Source organism: Agrobacterium sp. 22-226-1, assembly GCF_053522345.1.
In genome coordinates this window covers 369,741-392,072 of record NZ_JBNWCP010000001.1, presented here as the reverse complement: position 1 = coordinate 392,072, position 22,332 = coordinate 369,741, and the positions used below count along the sequence as shown (strand labels likewise).

General features: G+C 60.9%; 21 protein-coding genes. 11 read left to right on the top strand and 10 right to left on the bottom strand.

Annotated features, from left to right (window positions below; genetic code table 11):
• Positions 1-148 precede the first annotated feature (148 nt).
• The 4 genes from podJ (at position 149) to ACQZ5K_RS01920 (ending at position 6,501) form a co-directional block, all read left to right on the top strand.
• The gene (gene podJ / locus ACQZ5K_RS01935; RefSeq protein WP_448739500.1) at positions 149-3,889 is read left to right on the top strand and encodes a cell division protein PodJ; all 3,741 of its coding nucleotides are present in this window, start codon (positions 149-151) and stop codon (positions 3,887-3,889) included.
• A gap of 263 nt (positions 3,890-4,152) precedes the next feature.
• Positions 4,153-5,079: a sulfite exporter TauE/SafE family protein gene (locus ACQZ5K_RS01930; protein ID WP_003522786.1), complete on the top strand. Its 927-nt coding sequence runs from the start codon at positions 4,153-4,155 to the stop codon at positions 5,077-5,079.
• Complete coding sequence (locus ACQZ5K_RS01925; RefSeq protein WP_035265149.1) at positions 5,076-5,903, top strand: TIGR02186 family protein; 828 nt, start codon at positions 5,076-5,078, stop codon at positions 5,901-5,903. Before ACQZ5K_RS01930 ends, ACQZ5K_RS01925 begins: the two co-directional genes overlap by 4 nt.
• 160 nt (positions 5,904-6,063) lie before the next feature.
• Positions 6,064-6,501 carry a universal stress protein gene (locus ACQZ5K_RS01920; protein WP_003522788.1) on the top strand — a complete coding sequence of 146 codons (438 nt, stop codon included), beginning with the start codon at positions 6,064-6,066 and terminating at the stop codon, positions 6,499-6,501.
• 48 nt (positions 6,502-6,549) lie between these two features.
• Here the strand turns inward: ACQZ5K_RS01920 and pdeM are convergent, their stop codons facing one another.
• Both pdeM and ACQZ5K_RS01910 read right to left on the bottom strand, forming a co-directional pair.
• Positions 6,550-7,278 (bottom strand): ligase-associated DNA damage response endonuclease PdeM, encoded by a 729-nt coding sequence (gene pdeM, locus ACQZ5K_RS01915; RefSeq protein ID WP_065654494.1) that lies wholly within the window; start codon positions 7,276-7,278, stop codon positions 6,550-6,552.
• Between the two features lie 34 nt (positions 7,279-7,312).
• Positions 7,313-9,832 carry a ligase-associated DNA damage response DEXH box helicase gene (locus ACQZ5K_RS01910; protein WP_448739499.1) on the bottom strand — a complete coding sequence of 840 codons (2,520 nt, stop codon included), beginning with the start codon at positions 9,830-9,832 and terminating at the stop codon, positions 7,313-7,315.
• Between the two features lie 121 nt (positions 9,833-9,953).
• Between ACQZ5K_RS01910 and ACQZ5K_RS01905 the strand changes: the two genes are divergently transcribed.
• Together ACQZ5K_RS01905 and ACQZ5K_RS01900 are read left to right on the top strand one after the other, a co-directional pair.
• Complete coding sequence (locus tag ACQZ5K_RS01905; RefSeq protein WP_003519926.1) at positions 9,954-10,457, top strand: RrF2 family transcriptional regulator; 504 nt, start codon at positions 9,954-9,956, stop codon at positions 10,455-10,457.
• A 97-nt stretch (positions 10,458-10,554) separates the two neighbouring features.
• Positions 10,555-11,016: a carboxymuconolactone decarboxylase family protein gene (locus ACQZ5K_RS01900; RefSeq protein WP_078051285.1), complete on the top strand. Its 462-nt coding sequence runs from the start codon at positions 10,555-10,557 to the stop codon at positions 11,014-11,016.
• Between the two features lie 26 nt (positions 11,017-11,042).
• On the opposite strand, the gene ACQZ5K_RS01895 is transcribed toward ACQZ5K_RS01900, so the two are convergent.
• The 3 genes from ACQZ5K_RS01895 to ACQZ5K_RS01885 all read right to left on the bottom strand — a co-directional run bounded on the left by ACQZ5K_RS01895 (position 11,043) and on the right by ACQZ5K_RS01885 (position 13,443).
• Entirely contained in the window at positions 11,043-11,684 is a 642-nt protein-coding gene (locus ACQZ5K_RS01895; protein ID WP_448739498.1) for a YitT family protein, read from the bottom strand.
• A gap of 71 nt (positions 11,685-11,755) precedes the next feature.
• Positions 11,756-12,367 (bottom strand): YitT family protein, encoded by a 612-nt coding sequence (locus ACQZ5K_RS01890; RefSeq protein WP_035236585.1) that lies wholly within the window; start codon positions 12,365-12,367, stop codon positions 11,756-11,758.
• A gap of 134 nt (positions 12,368-12,501) precedes the next feature.
• Entirely contained in the window at positions 12,502-13,443 is a 942-nt protein-coding gene (locus ACQZ5K_RS01885) for a methyltransferase domain-containing protein (protein WP_448739497.1), read from the bottom strand.
• A gap of 168 nt (positions 13,444-13,611) precedes the next feature.
• On the opposite strand from ACQZ5K_RS01885, the gene ACQZ5K_RS01880 reads away from it, so the two are divergent.
• The gene (locus ACQZ5K_RS01880) at positions 13,612-13,878 is read left to right on the top strand and encodes a DUF6460 domain-containing protein (protein ID WP_003493739.1); all 267 of its coding nucleotides are present in this window, start codon (positions 13,612-13,614) and stop codon (positions 13,876-13,878) included.
• 1 nt (position 13,879) lies between these two features.
• The gene (locus tag ACQZ5K_RS01875) at positions 13,880-14,377 is read left to right on the top strand and encodes a CAP domain-containing protein (RefSeq protein ID WP_003519931.1); all 498 of its coding nucleotides are present in this window, start codon (positions 13,880-13,882) and stop codon (positions 14,375-14,377) included.
• A 197-nt stretch (positions 14,378-14,574) separates the two neighbouring features.
• Here ACQZ5K_RS01875 and ACQZ5K_RS01870 read toward each other — a convergent pair whose 3' ends face one another.
• Positions 14,575-15,666 (bottom strand): quinone-dependent dihydroorotate dehydrogenase, encoded by a 1,092-nt coding sequence (locus tag ACQZ5K_RS01870; RefSeq protein WP_448739496.1) that lies wholly within the window; start codon positions 15,664-15,666, stop codon positions 14,575-14,577.
• Positions 15,666-16,019: a DUF952 domain-containing protein gene (locus ACQZ5K_RS01865; RefSeq protein WP_448739495.1), complete on the bottom strand. Its 354-nt coding sequence runs from the start codon at positions 16,017-16,019 to the stop codon at positions 15,666-15,668. The genes ACQZ5K_RS01870 and ACQZ5K_RS01865 overlap by 1 nt, the downstream gene beginning before the upstream one ends.
• A 243-nt stretch (positions 16,020-16,262) precedes the next feature.
• On the opposite strand from ACQZ5K_RS01865, the gene ACQZ5K_RS01860 reads away from it, so the two are divergent.
• On the top strand, positions 16,263-16,913 hold the full coding sequence (locus ACQZ5K_RS01860) for a response regulator (RefSeq protein ID WP_035265127.1): 651 nt from the start codon (positions 16,263-16,265) through the stop codon (positions 16,911-16,913).
• A 112-nt stretch (positions 16,914-17,025) separates the two neighbouring features.
• Complete coding sequence (locus tag ACQZ5K_RS01855; protein ID WP_003519935.1) at positions 17,026-17,676, top strand: S24 family peptidase; 651 nt, start codon at positions 17,026-17,028, stop codon at positions 17,674-17,676.
• Positions 17,677-17,731: 55 nt separating this feature from the next.
• Here ACQZ5K_RS01855 and ACQZ5K_RS01850 read toward each other — a convergent pair whose 3' ends face one another.
• Both ACQZ5K_RS01850 and uppY read right to left on the bottom strand, forming a co-directional pair.
• Positions 17,732-18,484 carry a polysaccharide deacetylase family protein gene (locus ACQZ5K_RS01850; RefSeq protein ID WP_003519936.1) on the bottom strand — a complete coding sequence of 251 codons (753 nt, stop codon included), beginning with the start codon at positions 18,482-18,484 and terminating at the stop codon, positions 17,732-17,734.
• A gap of 26 nt (positions 18,485-18,510) precedes the next feature.
• Complete coding sequence (uppY, locus tag ACQZ5K_RS01845; protein ID WP_448739494.1) at positions 18,511-19,806, bottom strand: Wzy-type polysaccharide biosynthesis protein UppY; 1,296 nt, start codon at positions 19,804-19,806, stop codon at positions 18,511-18,513.
• 287 nt (positions 19,807-20,093) lie between these two features.
• On the opposite strand from uppY, the gene uppX reads away from it, so the two are divergent.
• On the top strand, positions 20,094-21,386 hold the full coding sequence (gene uppX, locus ACQZ5K_RS01840; RefSeq protein WP_448739493.1) for a Wzx-type polysaccharide biosynthesis protein UppX: 1,293 nt from the start codon (positions 20,094-20,096) through the stop codon (positions 21,384-21,386).
• Positions 21,387-21,423: 37 nt separating this feature from the next.
• Here uppX and ACQZ5K_RS01835 read toward each other — a convergent pair whose 3' ends face one another.
• The gene (locus ACQZ5K_RS01835; RefSeq protein ID WP_448739492.1) at positions 21,424-22,185 is read right to left on the bottom strand and encodes a transporter substrate-binding domain-containing protein; all 762 of its coding nucleotides are present in this window, start codon (positions 22,183-22,185) and stop codon (positions 21,424-21,426) included.
• Positions 22,186-22,332 lie beyond the last annotated feature (147 nt).

The following is a 22,332-nucleotide window of genomic DNA, read 5'->3' as shown; positions in this document are numbered from 1 at the left end:
GTAACTGCTTCGTACTCCGGCGCATTTTCCTCAACGGGGGCGAATACTGGCTCTAGGATTGCTGCATGTTGCGGCGACGGCGTGTCCAGACAGGCAACGTCGCGACAGATAACCGGGCACGGCGGGCGGAAGCGAAGCGAGCGAAAAGATGAACGGATTGCGATCGAAAACCCAACAGCCAAGCGACAGATCGTCTCTTGATGCGCTCAATCGCACCATTGAAGGCCTTGAAGCCCGTATCGAAGGGCTGATGAGCCAGAAGTTCCCGCGCGACCCCCGGGCCGCGAGCGCTCAGCCCGAAACGAAAAGCGAGGCTTATGCCGCGCGCGCCGCCGTCACGCCGCCGCAGCTCGATCCCGTCAACGAAATCCGCCAGCGCCAGCGCCTTCTCGAGGCGAGCTTCCAGCGCCCGCAGGAATCCGCCGCCCGCCCGGAACGGACGATTACCAGACCGCTTGCACCGGAATACCGGCCGAGGGACGCGCAGCAGGCAACAGCCGCTCCCGCACCGCGCGAGCGTTCCATCCCGCCCTATCAGGAGCCGCAGCGCAATGATGCAGCCTTGCAGGAAATCGCACAGGCGCTCGTCAATCTGCGGCATGAGCTGAAGCACGACATTGCCGAGGGCGTTGCCCGCGAAGCGCAGGGCCTGCGCGCCGAGATCCGCAATATTCGCGCGGTGGCGGAAGACCAGCAGTTCATCGGCGATCTGCGCGACGATATCGCACGGCTGGCCGGCAGCATCGACCAGCTTGGCAATCTGGCATCTCCCGATGCCTACGGGCTGCGCAATGAATTCGAGGACCTGCGCCTGACGATCGATCAGCTTGCGCGCGAAGACAGCGTGCACCGGATCGAAAGCCGCTGGAACAATGTGGAAGACACGCTGCGCGGTTTTGACGCCGGCGCGTTACAGGATGAGATCGTTTCGCTCGCCTATCGTCTCGACGACATCAAGACGCAGCTCGGCGGCATGAGCAACAATCCGGCCGTGCGCGTGCTCGAAGACAAGCTGATCGCCATTGCCAGCGCCGTGGAGCAGCTCGGCAAGCACATGCAGCCGAACGAAGCGGCCTTTACCGAACAGTTTTCCGGTCTCGACCAGCGGCTGGACGAAATCAGCCGCGCCATTGCCGCAACCGGCACGCGCGCCAATGCGCAGGCAACGGACAATGCGCTGGCGCAGCGTCTGGAAAACCGGCTGAACGGCCTTGCCGAACAGCTCGGCGACATCAACCGCCTTGCCGCCGCAAAACCTGAACCGGCGCTGGACCTGACCGCCCGTCTTGAAGCGCTGGCCGGCAAGATCGACGAACTCAGCACCGCCCGCGACGCCGCCCAGTTGCATGAGCGGCTGGACCAGCTTTCCCTGCTTCTGGAGCGTTCGCAGCGCCCCTCGCAACAGGCGGAGCTGACGTCTTTCCTCAGCGACATTTCCCGCAAAATCGATGCGCTGGATCACGGCGCCGTCAATGACGGTCTGGCCGAACGGCTCGACCTGCTCTCGCGCCGGATCGAGGACCTCGATTATCGTTACAGCCAGCCGCAGCCGGCATCGGGCCTCAGCGAAAGCGCCTTCTCGCGTCTGGAAGAGCGGCTCGGCAATATTGCCGCCCGTCTCGACGAGACCGCCCATGCCGCGCCCGCCGACAGCGACGCGCTGGCAAGCCTCGAAAACCAGATCGCCCATCTCTCGACGCTGATCAGCCAGCCGGTGCAGATGCAGGCCGCGGGCATGCCGCCTGAACTCGATGCCCGCATGGCGGCCATCGAAGACTACATGGCGTCCAACGACGAATATATCATCGAGGCAGCCCGGCAGGCGGCCGAGGCCGTTCTGGACGCCTATACCCGCAACAATCTCTCGGCCGGCGCAAACCTTGCCGACATGACCATGCTGACCGATCTTGCGACCGATCTGCGCAATCTCGAAGCCTTGAGCCGCAACACCGAAGAGCGCACGCACCGCACATTCGAAGCGCTGCACGAGACGCTGGTGCAGATCGCCGGCCGGCTGGATAACCTCGACAATGCCCCCGTCTACCGCGAAGAGGCCGCGCCCCGAAACGTTGCGAAGCCTGTGTCGGCCACCGCGCACGAAGATGTGTCCATGCCGGCCGCCATCTTCCCGGAAGAGGGTTATATCGCCGAAGAACAGGCCATTCTCGACGCCGACGGGAAAGATGGGGATGCCATCGTGCCTCCCGCTGCGGCAAAGCCCGCGAAGGCGGAAAAAAAGAGCCTGCTTGCCGGCCTGACGAAGCGTTTCAAGACGGGTACGGCAAAGACCGTCAAAGCCGCGGAAGAACCCGTATCGGCCTCCTCCTCCGCCCGCACGCAGGTCGAGCCCGCCCCGTCGCTCGATCCGATCGACGTTCTGCCGGCGGGTCAGGAGAACGAACTTCTGGAGCCGGGTTCGGGTGCGCCCGATATCAAGAAAATCCTCGAGCGCGTGCGCGCCAGCCAGGTGGCCGCCAGCGGCAAGGCCGCAGACGCCGAAGGACGGACGGATTTCATTGCCGCCGCCCGTCGTGCGGCGCAGGCCGCCGCCATGGAAACATCGCCGGAGAAGCTTGATACCGGCAAGAAGGGCCGCAAGGCCGAGGCATCGGGGCTTTCGCGCTATCGCCGCCCGCTGCTGCTCGGCATCGGCGCCATTCTTCTGGCAATGATGGCCATGCCGCTCGTCAAGACGCTGATCGGCGGCGCGGAAGCTCCGGCGCCGGTCATCGAGCAGAAGCAGGACAATGGCCCGGTCTCCGCGCTTCCCGAAACCGGCGACAAGGCCGTGACCATTCCGTCCGATCTCGCTATCGATCCGGAACAGGCCGCATCCGCTGACAGCATCGAAAACACCGCACCGGCGGAAAACACCATCGATCCCCGCACCGTCGGCGGCGCACCGCTGCCTGACGAGCCGCCGGTTGCCGACGTTCCCGCCGTGGATGCGGCAAATTCCGGCACCGTCGCGCAGAACGAACCTTCGGCTCCGGTACAGGTCACAGCCACGGCTGTTCCCGCCCAGGACGCCATCACCGTTCCCGCCGGCATCGAGCCGGCATCGCTTGCCGAAGCTGCCGCCAAGGGCGACACGCAGGCGCTGTTCGAGATCGCAGCGCGCTACACCGATGGCCGCGGCGTTGCCGCCGACCGCACCGAGGCGGCAAAATGGTACAAGCTCGCCGCTGATCGCGGCCTTGCACCCGCGCAATATCGTCTCGCCAATCTCTACGAGAAGGCGAACGGCGTCGAACGCAACCTTCCCGAAGCCAAGCGCTATTACACCCTGGCCGCGGAACAGGGCAATGCGGGTGCCATGCACAATCTCGCCGTCCTGCTCGCTTCCGATGCGGCCGGCCAGCCGGATTTCGCTGCCGCCGCGCAATGGTTCATCAAGGCTTCCGACCTCGGCGTTCGTGACAGCCAGTTCAACCTCGCCATTCTCTATGCCCGCGGCAGCGGCGTGAAGCAGGATATCGAAGAATCCTACAAGTGGTTCGCCATCGCCGCCAGAGACGGTGACGCGGACGCCGCCCAAAAGCGCGACGAAGTGGCAGGGGCCCTGAACCCGCAGCAGCTTCAGAGTGCGAAGGCCAAGGTGGACGCCTGGAAGGTCAAGCCGCTTTCGGAAGACGCCAACAGCGTCAACCCGCCCGAGGAATGGGCCGGCAAGGAGGGTGTGAAGACCGCCTCCGTGGACATGGAAAAGGCGATCCGCAACATTCAGGCGATCCTGAACAAGAACGGTTTTGACGCCGGCCAGCCCGATGGCAAGCTCGGCAAGAACACCGTGACGGCCATCAAGGACTTCCAGAAGTCCGTGGGCCAGACGCCGGACGGCCGCATTACCAACGAGCTGGTGACCGCGCTTCTCGCCCGCAACAAATAAACATTCGAGAACCGGCGAAGCGGCCCCTTGGCCGCTTTCGCTCAGCCCGGCGCAGGAATGTGGCCGGCTGCCGACACACGGCCGCTATCTTTCCAAATTATCAACGTATTTACCGTTGAATGTTGACAGGTCAGGCCCTCGCGGGCATGACGGATGAAGGCCGGGCATGCCCGGTCTTTTCAGACAGAAAGTGTAAATCGCGGCGCGGCCCCCTCACCCGGACAAGCCCTGCCGCCCGGAACCATTTGCCCGAGGTCCGAGCCGTGACTGTCTATCTGCCGATTGCAGAACTGTCGGTGAATATTTTCATCATTCTCGGCATGGGCGCGGCCGTCGGTTTTCTTTCCGGCATGTTCGGCGTGGGCGGCGGTTTTCTGATTACGCCGCTTCTGATTTTCTACAATATTCCGCCTGTGGTGGCCGTGGCGACGGGTGCAAACCAGGTGGTCGCCTCCTCCGTGTCAGGCTCGATCACGCATTTCCGGCGCGGCACGCTCGACGTCAAGCTCGGTAGCGTGCTGCTTGTGGGCGGTCTGGTTGGGGCGACGGTCGGCGTGTGGATATTCTCTTTCCTGCGCAGCATCGGCCAGCTCGATCTCATCGTATCGCTCCTTTACGTCATACTGCTCGGCACCGTCGGCGGGCTGATGCTGAAGGAAAGCATTTCGGCGCTTCGCCGCGCCGCCCGCAACGAAACCGTGACGCTGCGCCGGCCGGGCCACCACAACTGGGTGCACCGCCTGCCGCTGAAAATGCGGTTCAAGAAATCGAAGATCTATCTCAGCATCATTCCCATCGTCACGCTGGGTTTCGGCATCGGCATCCTCACCTCGATCATGGGTGTGGGCGGCGGCTTCATCATGGTGCCGGCGATGATCTATCTCTTACGCATCCCCACCAGCGTGGTTGTCGGCACCTCGCTGTTCCAGATCATTTTCGTAACCGCCTATACGACCGTGGTTCAGGCGGCGACCAACTATTCCGTCGATGTGGTGCTGGCCTTCATCCTGATGGTGGCGGGCGTCATCGGCGCGCAATACGGCGTGCGCGTCGGCCAGAAACTGCGCGGCGAACAGCTGCGCGCCCTGCTTGCGCTTCTCGTTCTCGCTGTTGCGCTTCGCCTTGCCGTATCGCTAGTGGTGCGCCCGGAAGACCTGTTTTCGGTTGCCGTCGGGGGGTTAGGTTATTGACCCGCCATTTGCTGCTTGCCGCCCTTGCACTGGCCTCATGTCTCACTTTCGGGCAGACCGCCTCGGCCCAGACGCCGCCGCTTGCCCTGCCGCCCGGCCCGCAGCAGCGATCCCTGCTGGAAAATATCGAAATCGGCGCGTCGACGACCGAAATTCCCATTGCTTCCGATTTTCGCGGCGCGGATTTCACGCTTTTCGGCGCGCTGAACAATACCGACCAGTTGCTGCTCGCCATCGGGCAATACGACATCGTCGTGACGCTGGAAGGGCCGAGCGACTATATGACCGTGCGCAAGAAGGAGCGTGTGGCGGGCATCTGGATCAATACCAGCGCCATCACCTTCACGCCGCTGCCGGAATCCTATTCCATGGCCAGCACGCGCAATATCAGCGACGTCGCTTCGCCCGGAACGCTCCGCGCCATGGGGCTTGGCGTCGACCATCTGTCACTGAAAAGCGCGGTCTTTTCCGGCGTGCCCGACAATGTCTTCGATTTTCAGGAAGCCTATCGGCGTCTGAAGCTTTCGAGCGGCATCTATCGCAACGACACGACCGGGGTGCGGCTGGAACGCACCGGCCTGTTCTGGGCGACTTTGCGCCTGCCGGCCAACGTGCCGAACGGCGTGCACACCGCACGCGCCTATCTCTTCAAGAGCGGCAAATTCATCGCCCAGCGCGAACTGAAACTGCGCGTCGTCAAGACCGGCATGGAACAGGCGATCACCGACGCCGCGCATCAGACGCCGCTTGCCTATGGTGCGCTGTGCGTTCTGCTCGCCGTCGTGACCGGCTGGGGCGCCAGCATAATCTTCCGCAAGGACTGATCGGTTTTCATCCCGCAAAAGAGAGCGTCTGCCGCCCTTGCCGGCAAAGATAGCATTCGCTTCCGTCATCGGTTTGCAGTAAAATTCAAGGCGTTACAATCATACGTGCAGCTCCAGGCGAGCATGTGTGGTTGTGACCGGGATGAAAAGGAGAAATGTCATGTTCAAGCACATTCTCATTCCCACCGATGGCTCGCCGCTGGCGCAGATCGCAATCGACCAAGGGTTCGCTCTCGCCAAGGAGGCAGGCGCAAAGGTGACCGTCGTGACGGTATCGGAACCCTTTCACGTGATTGCCAGCGATGTCGAGGACATTGCCGCCATCGCCGAAGAAGAATTCCACCGCTGCGAGGAAGCGGAACATCTGCTGAGGGATACGCAGGCGCAGGCCACTTCCATGGGGCTGGATTGCGAAGCGCTGCTGGCGCGGGCGGGAAGGCCCGACGAGGCGATCATCGAAGCCGCCAACAGGAGCGGCTGCGATCTCATCGCCATGGCCTCGCACCGGCGCAGGAGCTTCGTGGAAATGCTGCTCGGCAGCGTCACGGCCAAGGTACTGAAGAATTCGAAGATACCGGTGCTGGTCTACCGGCAATAGGGCATTTCCAGTAAAGCTGCGTTGCGGTTTTACGTCCGGAAAATACGCTCAGCCGAGAAGATTTGAAAACCGCACCGAATAGATGCGGTCCCTCCCCATCAGATGCGCGACGAGAGCGGCATGATCGAACAGGCCGCGCATGGCTTTGTGCCGCAAATCCAGCCCGCCGCTCATCACCCCGAAAGCCGGCATCAACAGACGCGAACCGTCGGTGGCGAAACAGGGCCGCCGCACCGTCTTTTCACGGCGGCGGACCGTGGCAGAGGGATGCAGGTGCCCGGCGATCTCGCCGGCGGCATCGCCCGGCTTCGGCTCGTGGCGGAAGACGAGAGTGCCGTAAAACATTTCGTCCACCGAAGAGCCCGGTAGATCGACCGTGCCGTCGGGATCGTGATTGCCGTTGATCCATATCCATTCGCGGCCACGGGCCATGTCGCGGATGAGCTCGCGCAACGGCAGCGGCAGGTGCTCGGAACCGACGCGGTCGTGGAAATTATCACCGAGGCTGACCACGATCTTCGGATCGTAACGGCTGACGAGGGAGGAGAGGATTTTAAGCGTGGCAATGGTGTCGTAAGGCGGCAGCATGCGTCCGCGCCTTGCAAAGGCCGCGCCCTTTTCCAGATGCAGGTCGGAAACGACGAGTAGCGACAGGTCCGGCAGGTAAAGCCCGCCCAAAGGATCGCACCAGGCGGCGACGCCATTGATGGCGGTTTCGCTGCCGAGGCATTCGAAGCCATTGGAAAACCTGTCGCTCAATGTCAGCCGGCTCAGCACTTTTACCTTTGTTCCTTCATTCCGCCCAGATGTCTCAGGACATGGCCTCGGCGATCAGCTCGTCTGCGGCCTCGGCCAGCACATCGTCCATCGCCTCACCCGCCACCGTCTCGCGACCGATTTCCAGCATGACCGGAACGGCAAGCGGCGAGACATGTTCCAGCGCGCGGTGGGTGGTGTGGCCCTTGATTCGCTTCAGCATATCGCCAAGACGGCCAATGTCCAAAAGTCCCGCTGCGGCATCGCGCCGCGTCGCTTCCAGCAGGATATGATCCGGCTCATGGCTGCGAAGAACGTCATAAATAAGATCGGCGGAGACCGTGACCTGTCTGCCGGTCTTTTCCTTGCCGGGATGGCGGCGTTCGATCAGGCCGGAAATGACGGCGCAGTTGCGGAAGGTGCGCTTCAGCATGAAGGATTCGTCGAGCCACGCTTCCAGATCGTCGCCCAGCATGTCCTCGTCCAGCAGGTCCGCAAGCGAAAGGCGGCGGGATTTCAGCCGCCTGCCGATATCTTCCATGGCCCAGATGGCGAGCGAATAATCGGTGGCGACGAAGCCCATCGGTTTTGCGCCCGCGCGTTCCAGCCGCCGCGTCAGCAGCATGCCGAGGGTCTGGTGCGCCAAGCGTCCCTCGAAGGGATACATGACCATGAAGAAGCGCTTGCGGAAGGGGAAGGTCTCGACCAGCAACTCATCCCGCTTGGGGATGATCGACTTTTCCTTCTGGATCGCCAGCCAGTCGCGCACCTGATCCGGGAGCGTATGCCAGCGCGTCGGGTCTGCCAGCACGGAGCGCACTTGATCCGCTAGGTAGGTGGAGAGCGGGAACTTGCCGCCGGCATAGGAGGGTATCTTCGGGTCCATGGAAAAGGCCTGCGAGACCAGGCATTCATTCTCCCTGATACCTTCGAAACGCAGCACCTTGCCGGCGAAGAGGAAGGTATCCCCCTGCACCAGCTGCTCAAGGAAATATTCCTCGACCTTGCCGAGCGACATGCCGCCGCGCCCGACCGTACCCTTGGCATTGCGCTTGACCATGCGGACGTTCAATTCCGCCGCCTCGACGATGGTGCCGAGGTTCAGGCGATATTGCTGCGCGACCGCCGGATTGGAGACGCGCCAGTGGCCGTCCTTCATCTGGCGGATGCGGGCGTAACGCTCATAGGTGCGCAGCGCATAACCGCCGGTGGCGGTGAAATCCACCACCCTATCGAAGGTAGTCCGCGGCAGGTCGGCATAGGGCGAAGCGCTGGTCACTTCACGATAGAGATCATCCGCATCGAAGGGCTCGGCGCAGGCCATGCCAAGTATGTGCTGGGCGAGAACATCGAGCGCGCCCTCGGCAATCGGCGGCGTATCCTGCGCGCCGATATAGTTCGCATCAAGGGCTGCCCGGCACTCCATCACCTCGAAGCGGTTGGCGGGAACGAGGATCGCCTTTGACGGCTCATCCATGCGGTGATTGGCGCGGCCGATGCGCTGGGCAAGACGGCTTGCGCCCTTCGGCGCGCCGACATGCACGACGAGATCGACATCGCCCCAGTCTATGCCGAGATCGAGCGTGGAGGTGGCGACGACGGCGCGCAATTTGTTTTCCGCCATGGCCGCTTCCACCCTGCGGCGCTGGCCGGCATCCAGCGAACCGTGATGCAGTGCAATCGGCAGATTGTCGTCATTGATGGTCCAGAGTTCCTGGAAGATCAGCTCAGCCTGCGAGCGGGTGTTGACGAAGATCAGCGTCGTCTGGTGGTCTTTCAGCGCGGCGTACAAATCCTTCATGGCGTAACGTGCCGAATGGCCGGACCATGGGATACGCTCTTCCGTGCTCAGGATGGAGATATCCGGCTTTGCCCCACCTTCGACGGTGATGAGGCCGGCGGGCGGCTCATCCTGCCCCTGCGGTGCGAGATAACGGCGCAAATCCATCGGCTCCGCCACCGTGGCCGAAAGGCCGATGAAGCGCACATCGGGTGCGTGCCGGCGCACACGGGCGAGCGCCAGTGCCAGCAGATGGCCCCGTTTGGAGGTGACGAGCGAATGCAACTCGTCGAGCACCACATATTTCAGATCGCGGAAAAAGCGCTCGGCCTCCTTGTTGGCGAGCAGCAGCGAGACCTGCTCCGGCGTCGTCAGCAGAATATCCGGCGGCTTGACCTTCTGGCGCTGGCGTTTGCCCTGCGGCGTATCGCCGGTGCGGGTCTCGATGGAAATCGACAGACCCATTTCGGAGACGGGTCTGGTGAGGTTGCGTTCGATATCCACCGCCAGCGCCTTGAGCGGCGAGATATAGAGCGTGTGCACGCCTACGAAGCCCGAGCCCGCCGGCACCTTGCCGCGCTCCGCCAGATCGGTGAGAGAAGCCATGAAGCCGCCCAGCGTCTTGCCGGCGCCGGTGGGCGCGATCAGCAGCATGTTCTCACCGCCGCGCGCCCGCGCCATCAGCTCCAATTGATGCGCGCGCGGAGACCACCCCTTTTCGACAAACCATTTCTGGAATGGAAGGGGCAAAGCGCCGACATGGGTGCCGGAAATGGGAGACTCGGTGTGTTTCACGTCTTCAAGGTAGTGAAAAACCTGCAAAAAAGAAGGGCGGAACGGGACCGCTTGACAGAAAGCATAATCGCGGATAAATTTTATCCATGATACTGAAACGAACCGCACAGGGACAAGTCGGATGAAACTCGGCGACGGCGTGGAACAGGCCATTCACAGCGTGGGCATGCTGGCGGGACTTTCCGAAGGCGGCGTGCTGTCGGCGGCGGCGCTGGCGGAATTTCACGGCGTTTCCACGAGCTATCTTCTCAAGCATCTTCAGTCGCTGTCCAATGCCGGGATTGTCGCCACCGTACCGGGGCCGAAGGGCGGTTACCGTCTGGCCCGGGCGACCGACAGGATCACCCTGCTCGATATCGTGCTGGCCGTCGAAGGGCCGCAGCCCGCCTTCCGCTGTGCGGAAATCCGCCAGCGTGGGCCGAACCCCTTGCCGGGGCGTTATTTCACCAAACCCTGCGGCATCAATGCCGCAATGCTGAAAGCGGAGAAGGCCTATCGGGCGGAGCTCGCCAAGACCACCATCGCCGACATTCTGGGCGATCTCGCCGCCAATGACGATGGCGGGATTGCCGCGCGCGGCTGCGCCTTCCTGGAGCTGAACGAGCGCAAAACAGCAACGCGCTGATACAGCCACACCTTAACCAACCCAATGCCGGTCAGCCCGAGAGCTTTCCGGACCGATGACGCATGACTTCAAACAGACCCAACCAATGGAGAGACCCATGAAAACCCGTATCAACTATGCCAAAGCATCGCCCGAAGCCTTCAAGGCAGTCATGGCTCTGGAGAATTATGTCCAGAGCAGCGGGCTTGAGCGCCGTTTCGTTCACCTTATCAAGCTGCGTGCCTCAATCATCAACGGCTGCGCCTTCTGTGTGGACATGCATGTGAAGGAGAGCCGCCATGACGGGCTTTCCGAACAATGGATCAACCTGATGAGCGTGTGGCGGGAATCCCCCGTTTATACCCAGCAGGAAAGGGCGCTGCTCGGCTGGGTGGACGCGGTGACGAAGATTGCCGAAACCGGCGCCCCGGATGACGCCTTCGAGACGCTGAAGGCGCATTTTTCCGATGAGGATATCGTGAAGATCACCGTCGCCATCGGCGCGATCAACACCTGGAACCGCATTGCCGTCGGTTTCCGCTCGCAGCATCCGGTCGATGCGGCTGCGAAGGCGGCCTGACCCCTTAAACCCGAAACGGGCGGCCGCTACATGGCAATGTAGCGGTCGTTCCTGTGATTGATGGCAAGCGTGAGGTTCATGACCAGCGCGCCGAGGACGGAGCAGATGATGACGAAGGGTGTGGCCACGAAGAACGAGCAGGCCAGCACCATGCCATCAAAGGCGAGCTGCACGAGGCCTGCACGCCAGCCGAAACGATCCTGCAGATAAAGCGCCAATATGCCGAAACCGCCAAGGCTGGTGCGGTGGCGAAACAGCGCCAGCATGCCGGCCGCAACCGTCAGCCCGCCGAAAAGTGCGGCGGCAACCGGGTTGATGCTCTGAAAGGCGAAGAAGCCGGGCATATATTCCGACAGCAGCGCCGTCATGGCGATGGCGCAGAAGGTCTTGACCGTGAAGGCAAGGCCGAGGCGACGGAAGGCAAGATAATAAAACGGCAGATTGACGAGAAAGAAGACCGTACCGAAGCTTAGATCGGTGCCGTAATGCACGAGAAATGCCAGCCCGACCGTGCCGCCCGTCAAAAGGCCGGCAGCGGAAAACAGCGTGACGCCGAGCGAAACCAGCATGCTGCCCGCGAGAACGCCCTGCGCGTCTTCCAGCAAGGAATGACGATCCGGCGCGGAGGCCCAAAGGTTCAGACGCCTGCGCGCAGTCGTATCATCCATGCCCATTCCCCTGTCTTTCGGCCCCTGCCGAGCTATTGCGCCGAAGCGCGGCGGATTTCAACCACCTTCGGTCAGCGCACGACGATGTATCTGTCCGAGCGGTGATTGATGGCCAGAAACATGTTGAGCACGAAAGCGCCGACAATCGAATAGACAACCGTGGCCGGATCGATGACGAGGAAGGCGCAGAGCATCACGAAGGCGTCGAAGGCGAGCTGGATGAGACCGGCGCGGATACCGAAGCGATCCTGAATATAGATGGCGAGAATGCCGATGCCGCCAAGGCTGGCGCGATGGCGATAAAGCGCCAGCAAGCCGTAACCCAGAAGCAGACCGCCGAGCAGCGCCGCCCAGAGCGGGTTGATGCTGTCGATCACCATCCAGCGCGCTTCGACTTCCGTCAGCACCGAAACAAGGCCGATGGCGATAAAGGTCTTGAAGGAAAAGGCAAGACCGAGGCGGCGGAAGGACAGGTAATAGAAGGGCAGATTGACGAGGAAGAACAGGAGGCCGAAGCTGATGCCGAAAGCATAATGAAGCAGGAAGGCGACGCCGGCGGTGCCGCCGGTCAGAAGGCCGACCTTGTTCAGAAGATAAAAGCCGAGCGCCGAGACGATGGCACCGGTGACGATGCCCTGCACGTCTTCCACCGGCGCATGTTTGGCCGGATCGGAACTCCACATGCCGTAAACGCTTCTCGTTCTGCTCACGCTTTTTTCCTCAGCTTCAGGCATATTTTGCACTGCAAAAAACATCTGAGCAAGATGGATACGTAAGGAAGCCTGACCTATCGCGAAAATGGCAAGAAACGGAATGTTCAGCCTTTGGCACGGGCAAGAAAAAGAATGCCGGAAAGGGGTTTTCCGGCATCCTTGCGAATGGTGGTTTTGCGGATTTCGATGAGGGAAAAGCCCGTCCGCTCAAGAAGCTCGCTCACATAGCTCTTCGAATGGGCGTAACGAAGGGATTCCCGCAGCACGAAACCGTCTTCCTCCCCCGCATCCTCCACCGAAAAGGCGAAAAAGCCGGAAGGCGCAAGCAGGGCGGAAACGAGCGGCATGACGGTTTCGAGACTGCCGAGATACATCATCACATCGGCGGCGGCCACAAGGCCGGCGCGGTGCTGCGCGAGCGTGGGGGTGAAGAGCCCCGAGGCCTCCGGCTCCAGCGAAAGATCGGCCTGGTCGAGATGATCGTAAAGCCCCTTTTCCTCCGCCTTGGCCAGCATGTTCTGGGAAATGTCGAAACCTTCCAGCCGGTTCGCGAAAGCGCGGATTTCAACGCCAAGGAGACCGGTGCCGCAGCCAATATCGACAATGGTGTCGAAGACGCCGCTTCCCGCCGCTTTGCCGATCAGTTCCGCCAGCTTTTGCGGCACACTGTAATCCAGCTTTTCCACGAGCGAGGTTTCGAAACGGTCGGCATAATCGTCGAAGAGCCCTTCCACATAGCGGCTTGGCGGTTGCTCGGGCGTTTCGGCGGCGCCGAGAACCGCGAGTTTCAGCTCGGCTGCAAACAGTCCTTCGGTGTCCAGTTCGGCGACTTTCCCGTAGGCCGCCACGGCTTTTTCCGTTTCGCCCGCTTTTTCGTGATATTCCCCGAAGCGAAACCAGCCCGCCGTCCACCGCGGCGCAAGCTCCAGCGCCTGTTCCATGAGTTCGGCGGCGGCGGGAAAGTCACCGCCCTCCGCCAGCATGCGGGCATAGTCCGCCCGACGGTCGGCAATGACGTCACCGGAAGAAAACTGGTTTGGGGCCATTCAAGATTCCTGAGAAGATGTCGGCTGTCATTTATCAAGCCATAAAAAAACTCAAGTCCTATTTCATGGCGGCCTCGTGGAATTGGCGAATTTGACGCGATATAGTGCGCCGAAACTTGCATCGAAGCGTCGTGCTTCATATGTCAGGACAAAACAGGAGACGTGCTGATGGCCGGTGAGGTCAACAAAATGCTGGGTGACACGGTGGCCCGTACCGTGGTGAAGCTGCTGGTGGTTTCATTGCTCGTCGGCTTTCTGATGGCGATCTTCGGATTGACGCCATGGAACATCATCTACGGCGCGCGCGATTTCGTAGTCGACCTGTGGCGCAGCGGTTTCCATGCGCTGGGCGCAATCGGCGACTATCTGATCCTCGGGGCAACCATCGTCATTCCGGTTTTCATCATCCTGCGTCTCCTGAGCTACCGCCGCTGACATGACTCACTCCACGTTTCAAACGCTTTCACGGCGCGGCTTCGTGCTGCTTTCCGCCGGCTCCGTTCTTTCCGCCTGCGTTTCCATGCCCACCAACAAGGGCATGCCCTCCGGCACCCGCGACGAGACGGCGGCGGCCCTTCCCATGGTCAACGATCTGCGGCGCTCCAAGGGGCTTTCGCCGCTTGCCATCAATGGCGCGGCAAGCGGTGCTGCCGCCTATCAGGCCGGCCGCATGGTCAAGGCGCAGAAGATGGCGCATCTGATCGGCCTGACCGACAGTTTCCTGATCCGCATGAAAGACGGCAATGTGCCGCTTCCTGCAGCGGAAAACGTGGCCGCCGGGCAGGACAGCGTCGAGCGGGTGGTGAAGGCCTGGATCGGCTCACAACATCACCTCGAAAACATGCTCGGGCCTTATAACGGCCTCGGCGTCGCGGTCGCCTATGACGCGGCCAGCCGCAATCGGCCCTATTGGGCGATGGTGCTCTGCGCTTGAGATAGTGGTGGGGAACTAGGGCTACCCTCGTGATCCTCATTCCTGTGCTCGTCACAGGAATCCAGCCGACGCGCGTCTGCGCGGCGAGAGGACTCTTTTCAGCCCAAGGACTTGGGCTGGCTGGATCCCTGTGACAAGCACAGGGATGAGGAAGGAGAGCCCCTGAGGAAGCGCTGCCGACCGTCCAAGCTCCGCTGTCAGCTAAGCTTGCGATCCGCCCAGCGGTCCACCGCGCTGTCGCGCAGGTCGCGAATGGACTGTACGCCCTCGCGGGCGACCAGCTTCGACAGGCCCTTGACGATGGCCGAGGGCAGGCCGGGACCTTCATAGACCATGCAGGAATAGAGCTGCACGAGATCGGCCCCTGCCCTCACCTTTTCCAAAGCTGTCTCTGCCGATGACACACCGCCGACGCCGATGATCGGCAGGTTGCCGCCGACGCGGCGGCGCATCTTGGCGAGAACCGTGGTGGAAAGCTCGAAGAGCGGCTTGCCCGAGAGACCGCCTGCCTCGCCCTTGTGCGGGCCTGGCCTCAGACCTTCGCGGGAAAGCGTGGTGTTCGAAACGATCAAGCCATCGAGATCATGAGCGAGCGCCTCCTCGGCAACGTCGTCCAGCCCCTCTTCGGTCAGATCGGGCGCGATCTTGAGGAAAACCGGGATGCGTTTGCCGAAACGTTCGGCTTCCACTTTCCGGCGTTCCAGCACGGCGGCGAGAAGAGCGGCAAGGCTTTCGCGCGCCTGAAGATCGCGCAGGCCGGGCGTGTTGGGCGAGGAAATATTGATGGTGAAATAGGATGCAACCGAATAAAAGGCCTCGATGCCCTGCACATAATCGGCAATGCGGTCTTCGCTATCCTTGTTGGCGCCGATATTGACACCGACGATGCCACGCAGCTTTGCCTGCTTCAGGCGCTCCAGCGCGGCCGCATGGCCTTCATTGTTGAAGCCGAGGCGATTGATGACACCTTCGTCTTCGACCAGACGGAAGATACGCGGCCTGGGATTGCCGGATTGCGCCTTGGGCGTGACGGTGCCGATTTCGGTAAAGCCGAAACCGAGCCTCAGAAGCGGCCCCGGCACTTCCGCATTCTTGTCGTAACCCGCCGCCATGCCGAGCGGATTGGGGAAAACGAGGCCAGCCACGGTCTGCTGCAGAAGCGGATCGTGCGGCACCATGCAGGTGGGCAGGAAACCGCTTTTCAGCGCCGCAATGGACAGGCCATGCGCCTTTTCCGGATCGACCAGAAACAGGCCCTTGCGGCCGATAGAGGAAAATAATCCGCTCATCACAAAATCTCCGGAAACTGGTGCTGGCCGTCGTGACCGAGCGAAAGCGGCGTTTCCCAAAGCACGGCGGTCCAGGGAAGAGGCGCATATAGATGCGGGAAAAGATCGCCGCCTCTGGAGGGTTCATAAACCAGCTTGTCGCCGAGGGCCGCGCCGTCGACCGCGATCAGAAGCAGATCGACCTGGCCGGAAAAATGCCGTGCGGCGGTCTCTGCCGCCTGTTTTGCCGTTGAAAAATGAATGAAGCCGTCAGTCAGGTCGATGGCCGCACCTTCGAAGACGCCCTTCGCCTTTGCCGCGCTCCATAACGTCTCCGGCACGATTTTATAGATGATCGCGGGCGTTTCCTGCATAGGGCTCTCCAAGGCTTTCCACTCAGCGGGATTTGCCGCAAAGCTCGAAGATTGTCCACAGTTTCCACGGCATTTTTATTGCGGAGAGCCTGAAAGGCCGCCTGTCCACAAGCTTTTCCTTGTAATGCGGGACCGATTGGCGCAACCTTTCGCGGAGGAGCCGGACGTGTTTCGACCACCGGCAAATGGGAGTGAGCCAGTATCAGAAAAAGAACCGCATAACGCCCTTGGGAGGGGGCCAGAATGTCGGAACTTGTCATTATCATAGCAGACGACCACCCGCTTTTTCGCGGCGCCCTGAAACAGGCCGTATCCGGCCTCGACGGGCAACAGAGCATTATTGAAGCCGGGGATTTCGAGGCCGCCCGAAGTGCAGCCGCAGCGCGCAACGACGCCGATCTCATGCTTCTCGATCTCGCCATGCCGGGGGTCAGCGGATTTTCAGGCCTGATGGCGCTCCGGGCGGAATTCTCCAGCCTGCCGATCGTCATCGTTTCGGCAACGGACGATGCGACCACCGTGCGCCGCTCCATCGAACTCGGTGCTTCCGGTTTCATTTCCAAATCCTCGGGTATCGACGATATCAGGGACGGTATCCGTGCGGTTCTGGAAGGCGATGTCTGGATACCGGCGGGCCATCAGGGCGACAAGGAGCAGGATCCTGACGTGGCCGATCTCATCGGCAGGCTCAGAACGCTGACGCCGCAGCAAAGCCGGGTTCTGGGCATGCTGGCCGAAGGGTTGCTCAACAAGCAGATCGCCTATGAGCTCAATGTTTCCGAAGCCACCATCAAGGCGCATGTCTCCGCGATCCTGCTGAAGCTCAAGGTCGACAGCCGCACCCAGGCGGTGATCCAGCTCGCCAAGATAAATACATCGGCCATGGTGGCCTAGAAAAGGATTTTATTCCTTTCCTTGCTTTACTCCTGACCGGATATGGTCTAGATTCCGGTCAGTAAACGACAGGAGCTTTTCCGCTATCGGCTCCACTTGCGGGCTTTCTATCATGCTGTCACACGAGACGATCTGGAGCGCCATCGATACGCTTGCCGAACGCCACCAGCTAACGCCTTCGGCATTGGCGAAGCGCGCCGGCCTCGATCCGACCTCGTTCAATAAATCGAAACGTTTCGGGCCGGATGGCCGCAAACGCTGGCCTTCGACGGAATCCGTCTCCAAGGTGCTGGAGGCGACGGGAGCAAGCGTCGACCAGTTTTTCGGTTATGCTTTCGGCAGGGCGCAGACCATGCAGCCTTCCGGCGCCGACAACGCCATTCCCCTGCTCGGCTTCGCGCAGGCGGGCTCCGGCGGCTTTTTCGACGATGGCGGTTTTCCGGCGGGTCAGGGCTGGGATGTGGTGGAATTCCCCTCCTCTCCCGAGCGCAGGCAGGGCGTCTATGCGCTGGAGGTGCAGGGCGAGAGCATGATGCCGCTCTACCGCGACGGCGACATCCTCATCGTGGAGCCCGGCGCACAGGTGCGGCGCGGTGACCGCGTGGTGCTGAAAAGCCGCGACGGCGAAGTGATGGCCAAGGTGCTGGCGCGGCAAAGCCCAAAAAACATCGAGCTTCTTTCGCTCAACCCGGAACATCCGAACCGCAGCTTCGACATGGCCGATGTGGAATGGATCGCCCGCATCATCTGGGCCAGCCAATAACCCGCAACTGCGTTTTCCACGGTATCGACCGGGCAGGCGCGCTGAGAATATTCCTTTAAAGACCGAGTGTCCTTGCGGCGGCATCGACCGTCATGATCTTCGCACCGCCCGACACCGCCCTGCGGACGAGACCCTGAAATCTGCCTTCCGGACAACCGTAAAAGCTCGGCGTCTGCGAAACATCATGGGTGAAGATGATGAGCCAGCCGCCTTTTTGCAGAACATCCTCCAGCCAGCCATCGGCGGCGTCGAGATAGTTTTGATCCGAACGCAACTCGACTGCGGCAAGATTATGCGGGTCGACACTGCCCCGGTTGATCCCCGGCATGATGCCGCGCGCCGTCCTGAACCGGCGTCGCAGCAGCGGCTGCATGACCGGTGAGGCCATGCCGAAGGGAACGGAGAAATTGCGCCCGTGGCGGCTTGCATCGAACGAGCCGAGCACGCGGTCATTGCGATCGAGATCCTCCTCGAGCCCCCGTCGGGAAAAGCTCGAGAGTTTGCGATGGGAAAAGGTGTGGCAGGCAAGCTCATGGCCGGCCGCCGCCAGTTCCGAGCAGCCTTTCGCGGAAATCATCTGCTGCTGTCCATCGTATTGGTCGATGAACACGCCGGCGATGTAAAACGTGCCGCAAACGCCCTCGTTTTCCAGAATGCGCGCACCCGCCGTCCAGGCGCTTGCCGGCACATCGTCGAATGTGAAGGACACGATCGGTTCGGACGTTTCGATCCGCACCGCCGGTCCCGGGAAATAGCGCACCAGCCGATTATTGATCCGGTCGGTAAAAGTCCCGATTTTTTGCGTCATACAAAGCCCCCCGGCCTGTCTGCAAATTACTGTCCCTCTTCGAGTATGTCGTAAGCCTGATGCCTCAAACAATAGATTGCGATTAGAAGAGAAGACCAGATAGGCCCGGTTCCGGTAAAGAAATTACTCTCTAAACACGAAGAAAGTAACGCATACACCCAAATTCTTGCAAAAAGTCGGGTCAGGCCCGGATCCGTGCCCTTATCCACCGCCGTGCGGAAATCGTTCGCGGGTATTATGACCAACCAGATAACGGTGAGAATGAAAGCCGGCAGGCCGCCGTTCAGCAGACTTTCAATATAGCCATTATGGGCATGGAAGGCCGTGACCGCCCAGGTGCCGGCAATATCGGCCTGTGACAGAAGCCGGTCGCTCGCCCAGAATGCCTGGAACCCCTGACCGAAGATCGGCGATTGCGCGAAAGTATCGAAGGACAGCCGCCATATGTCCGTCCGCCCGGTGAAGGTGGAATCGATGCCCAGGCTTTCGACAAAATTCTGTATGCTTGGAAAATAGGTGGAGCCGACCGCGGATATGTTGATGAAGGCCAGAAGACCGCCGATCATCAACAAAGTGCGGTTGGCATGCCTTTCCATGATCCAGATCAGCGCCACGGTGACGGGCAACAGCATGGCTGCGGTTTTTCCGTTGGTCTTCCACAGGAAGAACCCTGCCAGCAGCGTGATGGCGAGGCCGCCCAGCGCCGACCAGGCATTGCGCAGGTAAAGCCCGATCATGAAGAGAATGATCATGGCCGGCGCGGCGGCATTCTTGTGATTGAAGATACCGCGCCAGTCACCCGCCAGCGCTTTTTCATCGAGATCATAGGGCTGATGGATCGAGCGCGAGCTGAGGAAGATTACCCCCAGATAACACAGCGCCAGGAGAATGATGGCGAAGATGGCCATCATCCGGTCGAACTGCCGCCGGTCGCGCGGCATGACGACAAGGACGCTGGTGATGAAGCACAGGAGCGCCGTGAAGATCAGACGTTGCAGCGACGTGCCGGGCTGGGTTCCAATCACCGAGCATATCGCCAGCCAGAAGAACAGCAGCAGAATGGGCAGCCGCGGCCGCAGCAGAAGCCCCGTCAGCCGGTGGCGCAGCGCAAAAACGCCGAGGATCAATGCGATCACGAGGCCGGTCAGCTGGTTTGCGGCGGCGTGCGGCACGGGCGGTGCTGCGAGATTTTCGAAAGGCGCGACGGAAATCCAGATATAGAGCATGGTGGCGACGAAAAAAAACGCGTCGCGCCGGCTGCCGGCAAGGGATATGGCGCTGCCTTGCGCAGAGACAGGCTGCGTATCAGCCAAACGCGGCATGGTCGCCTGCATCGAAAATGGGTAGTCGGATCATTGGCCTGCCTTGTGACGAACAACGAAACCCTTCTGAAACAGGGCCATGTCCAAATAACCATAAACAGTCATTATCATCATTATTATGCAATTGCTTTAACCCTCTCTTACCTCAAGAGGGATAAGACAGGATAAACTGCCATTCATTCGGGTCGCGGACTTTCGCTTTATTGGCCGGTTGCGGCTTTTTCAGTTCGCCAGATTTTAAAAAGCAGCGCAGTCATTTTTGAATTCGCCCGGCAATGCCGGAAAACATGGAGAATGAGGTGTCGTTCAATACGCCGCGGCTCGGCCATCTAGTCAGACTGGGATTGACCTACATGGCATCCGGCGGAGCGCTCCTCATGTCCAGCGCCGCTCAGCTTCTGACCTTCGCGCTGCTTGCCCGCCATCTCGGTGTCGAACAATTCGCGCTTTACGCCTCCATCACGGCCGTCACCAATCTCGGCGTCCAGATCTGCGGTATCGGTTCGCAGGAATCGCTGATCCGCCGTGTCGCGCAGGATCGCAGCATGTTTCCCATCATGCTCGGCCACAGCTATCTTTTGAGCGCCGCGACAGGCGTGGTGCTGACCATCATCGGCATGGTGACGATCCCGGTATTTTTTCCGACCTCGGAAACATTGCTGCACACGCTGATCACCACCTTCCTGATCCTGTTTACGAACCTCGTCCTCCTGAAAGTCATCTCGCTTTCCACGCAGAGCTTCATCGCCCATTCCGACTTCGCCTCCGCCAACAAGCTGGAAGTGATGTTCGCCGTCGCCCGCACCATTGCCGCGGTGGTCGCCTGCCTCATCTTCAAGGTGGAAACGGTGGAGGCCTGGGCGCTGTGGAACCTTGCGGCCCACACCATTGCGGCCATGATCTCGGTCAAGGCGATAACGAGACTCGGCAGCCCGGTGTTCCGTATCGTGCGTGAGGAAATCCGCATCGGCGTCCTGTTTTCCACCCAGTTCCTGTTCAAGGCCGTGCGCGGCAATGCCGATATTCTCGTTCTCGGCGCCATTGCCAGCGCCGAGGTACTGGGCAGCTATTCCATCGCCCGGCGCATTCTCGACAGTTCCTATCTCTCCGTCGAGGCTCTCAACCGGCTGATCTATCCAGGTTCGGCTTCCGCCGCCCTGCAGGGCATCAGCAGGACCATAGAACGCGCCTATAACGTGCTGAAGGCCGCACTTTTCATCGCGACCGGCAGTGCGCTCGTCATTTTCATCATCGCGCCCTTCCTGCCGCTTTTGTTCGGCGATGAGTATGTTTCACTGCCCATCATCACCCGCGTGCTTTGCTGGGCGGTTCTGCCCATGGCCGTTGCCGCCACCGCGCTCGAGGCGCTCGGCGCATCCGGGCGGCAGGATATTCGCGCGAAGATCTGGAACAGCGGCAACCTCATCGGCTCCGTCATCGTCGCTTTCTTCACCTGGTCATTCAGTATTTCGGGAACGATCGGCAGCTATTTCATGGTGGAAACCGCCATCGCTGCCGCCGTATGGATCGCGTTGCTGCGCCTGCGCCGCAATGAAGAGGTTTTCGCGCCAGCAAAATAGGAGCTGGCGTAAGAACCGATCCGGTGGCTGGCTCTCCCTAATAGAGCCCGTAGGGGAAATAACGCCGATAGATTTCTTCCAGCCGGCCGTTGCGGGAAAGGGCCGCCAGCGCCTGATCGAAAGCCGGAACAAGCACGTTGTCGGGATCGACGGTCATGATGGACAGGCCTTCACCGAGAAACCTGTCGGACATATAGGGACCGCCGAAGAGGGCGCAACAGCCTTCGGAAGCGCTTCCTGAAACCCAGAAAGGCAGGCGCAGACCATCGGCGAAGATGGCGTCCACCTTGCCTTTCTTCAGCGCGTCATACATCGGCTCGTAGCCATCGAAGCCCTCGGCCGCAGCCTTTGGAAAGAACGCCTTCAGCATCTGTTCGTGCCGCGAGCCGGCAACCACACCCACCTTCTTTCCCGAAAGCGCATCGGCACCGGAGCCGGTGAATTTCGCCGCCTTGTTCACCGCGAGACGGGCGGGTATCAGGAGATAGGGCCGCGAGAAGGTAAAACTCTTGCGCAGGTCGGCGGTGGTGGCGAGGCCGGAAATCACCGCTTCGCCCTCGCCCATTTCAAGCGCTGCCTCCAGCTCATCAAACGGCAGCGCCTGCACCTGGCATTTGCTTTCGACCTTCAACTGAGCGCAGATTTCACGCACCAGATCGACATGGAAACCCGCAAGCCGGCCTTCCTGATCGGTAAAATTGAAGGGCGGGAAATCGACCGACATCAGAAATCTGATGCGGGGAACGGAAGAAAGATCGCCGCCCGGAAATCGCTCCTGCGCATCGAACAGCACCGGCATCCGGTTCCCGTCCGACAGGCCCTCCGCACGTACATCGCTAAAAAAACCAGTAAATTGTAAAGCGAAAGCTAAAGTAAATCCGAGACTTATATTTCGCGTTACATTCTTCATTCTCATCTATACTATCCGTGACAGGAAGTGGGGCGT

What these genes read in the sequence shown, in the direction of transcription:
- ACQZ5K_RS01885 (WP_448739497.1), bottom strand. Translation starts at nt 13,443, where the DNA reads ATGGCCCCAAACCAGTTTTCTTCCGGTGACGTCATTGCCGACCGTCGG.
- ACQZ5K_RS01835 (WP_448739492.1), bottom strand. Translation starts at nt 22,185, where the DNA reads ATGCCGGTGCTGTTCGATGCGCAGGAGCGATTTCCGGGCGGCGATCTT.
- ACQZ5K_RS01875 (WP_003519931.1), top strand. Translation starts at nt 13,880, where the DNA reads ATGACTCACTCCACGTTTCAAACGCTTTCACGGCGCGGCTTCGTGCTG.
- ACQZ5K_RS01880 (WP_003493739.1), top strand. Translation starts at nt 13,612, where the DNA reads ATGGCCGGTGAGGTCAACAAAATGCTGGGTGACACGGTGGCCCGTACC.
- ACQZ5K_RS01900 (WP_078051285.1), top strand. Translation starts at nt 10,555, where the DNA reads ATGAAAACCCGTATCAACTATGCCAAAGCATCGCCCGAAGCCTTCAAG.
- ACQZ5K_RS01905 (WP_003519926.1), top strand. Translation starts at nt 9,954, where the DNA reads ATGAAACTCGGCGACGGCGTGGAACAGGCCATTCACAGCGTGGGCATG.
- ACQZ5K_RS01895 (WP_448739498.1), bottom strand. Translation starts at nt 11,684, where the DNA reads ATGGATGATACGACTGCGCGCAGGCGTCTGAACCTTTGGGCCTCCGCG.
- podJ (WP_448739500.1), top strand. Translation starts at nt 149, where the DNA reads ATGAACGGATTGCGATCGAAAACCCAACAGCCAAGCGACAGATCGTCT.
- ACQZ5K_RS01850 (WP_003519936.1), bottom strand. Translation starts at nt 18,484, where the DNA reads ATGACGCAAAAAATCGGGACTTTTACCGACCGGATCAATAATCGGCTG.
- ACQZ5K_RS01860 (WP_035265127.1), top strand. Translation starts at nt 16,263, where the DNA reads ATGTCGGAACTTGTCATTATCATAGCAGACGACCACCCGCTTTTTCGC.
- ACQZ5K_RS01890 (WP_035236585.1), bottom strand. Translation starts at nt 12,367, where the DNA reads ATGTGGAGTTCCGATCCGGCCAAACATGCGCCGGTGGAAGACGTGCAG.
- ACQZ5K_RS01920 (WP_003522788.1), top strand. Translation starts at nt 6,064, where the DNA reads ATGTTCAAGCACATTCTCATTCCCACCGATGGCTCGCCGCTGGCGCAG.
- ACQZ5K_RS01855 (WP_003519935.1), top strand. Translation starts at nt 17,026, where the DNA reads ATGCTGTCACACGAGACGATCTGGAGCGCCATCGATACGCTTGCCGAA.
- uppX (WP_448739493.1), top strand. Translation starts at nt 20,094, where the DNA reads ATGGAGAATGAGGTGTCGTTCAATACGCCGCGGCTCGGCCATCTAGTC.
- ACQZ5K_RS01870 (WP_448739496.1), bottom strand. Translation starts at nt 15,666, where the DNA reads ATGAGCGGATTATTTTCCTCTATCGGCCGCAAGGGCCTGTTTCTGGTC.
- ACQZ5K_RS01865 (WP_448739495.1), bottom strand. Translation starts at nt 16,019, where the DNA reads ATGCAGGAAACGCCCGCGATCATCTATAAAATCGTGCCGGAGACGTTA.
- uppY (WP_448739494.1), bottom strand. Translation starts at nt 19,806, where the DNA reads ATGCCGCGTTTGGCTGATACGCAGCCTGTCTCTGCGCAAGGCAGCGCC.